This window comes from Holospora curviuscula (assembly GCF_002930195.1).
Classification (GTDB): domain Bacteria; phylum Pseudomonadota; class Alphaproteobacteria; order Holosporales; family Holosporaceae; genus Holospora; species Holospora curviuscula.
On sequence record NZ_PHHC01000095.1, the window covers coordinates 7,136 to 10,587 of the forward strand.

Sequence of the window (3,452 nt, forward strand, 5' to 3'; positions counted from 1 at the left end):
TACATAATTTACTATCGATATTAACGATTGCTTTTTGTTTTGCGTACAAAATGAGTCAAATTGTAGTAAAGAAAGCCCCTATCAACAAGAAAAAGCATGGTCGTTTGGAAAAAAGCGTGTTACGCGTTGGCTTGGATCTGCTGCGGGAATTATTTTTTAAAATTGATCGTTCGGTTAACAATTTCGTGAATGATATTGTGTCAATTTTTAATCAAAACACTGTAATTGAGCGGGTATTTACAGGGAGATAAACTTTTGTCCTGTACAGAGAAAAATTATATACAATAGGGTCATAAAAAAAATAGCAGATAAAGTACTTATTGATCAATAATACTGAAAATTAATAAAAATTTTTTGATTTAATATTTTTTGTTTGTACTTGATTCTTGGTACACTGAGACTTCTTCAGGAGTAATAAAATGGTATCCATTTTTTTTTAAATTTTTTATTATCATAGGTACAGATAGTGCGGTATTTAAATGAATATCGTGTAACAGAATGATTCCTCGATGTCCTTGGGTTTTTAACGTCTCAAGAATTCTTTCTTTCAGTACTTGACTGCTTGGCCTACACCCATGAGAATCTTTTTTCCAGTCTTTTGGATCGATATTCCAAAACATAACACGCATTCCTGAATCACTCACAGAGCGCTTTAATGTATCATTACATGCCCCACCAGGAGGGCGAAAGTAAAGGACTGATTTTTGGAAATCTGTTATACAAGCATTGGTTTTATTAAGAGAAAGCTGTTGTTCTTTTTTTGTGAGTTTTGTCATGGTTACATGATGATATCCATGATTAGCAATCATGTGCCCCTCTTCTGAGATGCGCTTCAAAACTTTTCTTCCTTGTGGGGATATCCCATTCTTTCCCACAATAAAAAAGATTGCTTTAACATCTTCCGCTTTTAATGCTTCAAGAACTTTTTCTGTGGAAGCTGAAGGACCATCGTCAAACGTCATCAAAACACTGCGATCGGGAAAATTTTTACAAGAGACAATGCGAGAATCAAAGCCCGTAACTCTAGAACTTCCAAAGAATAGCCCTAAACAAAAGGCGACTGCGTAAAAAATACAACACTTACGCATTCTAAGTTAACTTATAAATTTGTTTTATCATTATAATCAATTTTTTTATAAAAAGTCAAACTGATTTTTTATGACCACCTCATGAAAACAAATGATAAAAATGCAATTATAATAATTTAGCTTGAAAGTTACATTAGATTTATCATAATTGTCAGAAAATGACAAAAAGACTATAGAAATGGGAAGAAGACAATACAGCCTAAACTTAAAAGAAAGCGTAGCAGAATGCATAAAATTACGCAATGATCAAAAGAAAAGCACAAAAATAGTGATGCTGAGTAAAAGCTTTTACCTTTGGGGAGGCTTGTGAAAAAACACATATCAAGAAAAAATTAACTATATAGTGCATAAAAGTCTTGTATATATTGATGAGAGTGGTATAAAGAGACGATTTGCAGAGACAGCGGGTGGCGTAAGAGAAGTAAAAAATTGGTTGATAAGAAGTGTGTTACATGTTAGAAAAGAATCTACCCTCCAGCTGGACTTGTGAATAATCAAGCAATCCTTCCATGGTTTTTAAGGGGTATTCCAATACGGATGTTTTTAATCAGTGTAGAGAACAGTGTTGAATCATAGCGCTAAACGTCAGCCTGATTGTGGATCATGCCTCATTCCATAATGCTTATAAAACACAAATCATTGATAGAACTGAATGGTTTCAGATTGGTGTTTTTACCGAAACACTTGACTGATCTAAACTCCATTAAGAAATTCTGGGCTACTATACAATGATAGATTAATCGTACCATTACTCAATGTACGAAATGATGTACACTCTTACTTAAATTCTTTCAAATTCCATATTCAAGCTAAATTACTATAGATCGTTAATTATTTCTTGATATTGAGTTCACTTTTATTAACATTTCTCCCAAAAAGTAAAAATGTTTATCGCTAAAACCTAAAGTATTAAGTCTTTTATAGATAAAAACAATGGTTACGTTAAATAACTTATTGATCTCTGATTATGTTTTACTTTCAAAATACATTTTCAACTGATTTAGATTTATGGTTTTTTTACGGCCTAATCGTGCTTTAGGCTTGCTAACTTCTTCTTTACCTAGGGTATTCATCCTATACTTACGATCCATAACTATTTTTTCACTTATTTTTTGATTATTACCTAGTCTCTACGTATCTTTTTACTCGTTCCTTTTAAGTCTAGGCTGTATTATCTGCTTGCCATCTCTATAGTCTTTGTGTCATGTTCTGACAATAATACGTAAAATTCTATTTTTAAACTAAATTATCATATGATTAGGTGAAAACTGGTCAATGGTATGAAACCTCTTCAAGGTATAACCGTATGAATTCATTATTAAAAACTGGAAAAACAACAAAAGTATTTACCATGATTTCAAACCATGACAATTTTGGAATGTACATTTAGAGTATTCTATAAAATAATTTTTTAATTTCAAATGATTACCGTTTAAAGCGACTCCAATCTTTGTAAATTTCGGAAAGGAATTTCTTTTTTTCTACCTGGTGATAAATAAGCGCTTTTTTTAAAGAGTGGCTCGGTTTAAAAATAATAATTTTTTTACTAGGAACGTAAATGCGTTCTTGACTTTTGGGATTTACTCCCATGTAAGCAAGGCGCTTTTTACACACAAAGTTTCCAAAACCCCGTAACTCTACGCTTCCTTCTTTTGATAAGCACATGCTTAATTCTGTAAAAAACAAATCAACAACTTCCTCTATAAATTGTTGCGAAATGTGAGGCGTTTCTTTACAAATCTCTAAAATGATATCTTTTTTTGTCATTATATTTTTTAATTTTCTCTTCTAAAAATACTAAAATAAAAAATTGAAAAAAAAGTAAAAATTCAATGCTTTTATTGATGCGGAATTATTCCGTGATTACATTGTCTAAGATCTGTCTCTAAACCCAATTTAACAAGCATACTCTTGCGATGAAAGTGAAAAGCAGGAGCGGTAGCAAGAATGGTTATTGATGAAACATAATGGAAAAAACTAGAGTCGTTTTATGTATATTCAAAAATATCTACTATATTAAGATAATTTTATCTTAATAATCCATAGAGTGAATAAATATCTCAAAAAATATATTCCACCCTATTTACCAGCGCTCAATCTAGTTGAACAATTATGGTGTTGCTTTTATGGTGTTGCTTCAAAACCAATGCCTTGAAAAACAAAGCGCATGATATACTTTAGACGAATTCGAATCCGTTATTTTATTACTTATTGTCTGGATTCTTATGCATGATATTTCCTACATATACTTATGTACCTTACATTAGAGCGTGTTCTATTAACCCACCAGCAATTTTTTTGCCAATAAGCGAATCTAATATAGTGTCTATACGCAATCAAAAAATAAGTTTGAATATCAGGATA

General features: G+C 31.4%; 2 protein-coding genes and 1 pseudogene. 1 reads left to right on the forward strand and 2 read right to left on the reverse strand.

Annotated elements, in window-relative coordinates; genetic code table 11:
• Positions 1–251: pseudogene (locus HCUR_RS07845) on the forward strand (hypothetical protein); the annotation flags it as partial.
• A 108-nt stretch (positions 252–359) separates the two neighbouring features.
• Here HCUR_RS07845 and HCUR_RS04810 read toward each other — a convergent pair.
• Both HCUR_RS04810 and HCUR_RS04815 read right to left on the reverse strand, forming a co-directional pair.
• Complete coding sequence (locus tag HCUR_RS04810) at positions 360–1,088, reverse strand: polysaccharide deacetylase family protein (RefSeq protein ID WP_104206997.1); 729 nt, start codon at positions 1,086–1,088, stop codon at positions 360–362.
• 1,425 nt (positions 1,089–2,513) lie between these two features.
• On the reverse strand, positions 2,514–2,855 hold the full coding sequence (locus HCUR_RS04815; protein ID WP_165780774.1) for an HU family DNA-binding protein: 342 nt from the start codon (positions 2,853–2,855) through the stop codon (positions 2,514–2,516).
• Between the last annotated feature and the right edge of the window lie 597 nt (positions 2,856–3,452).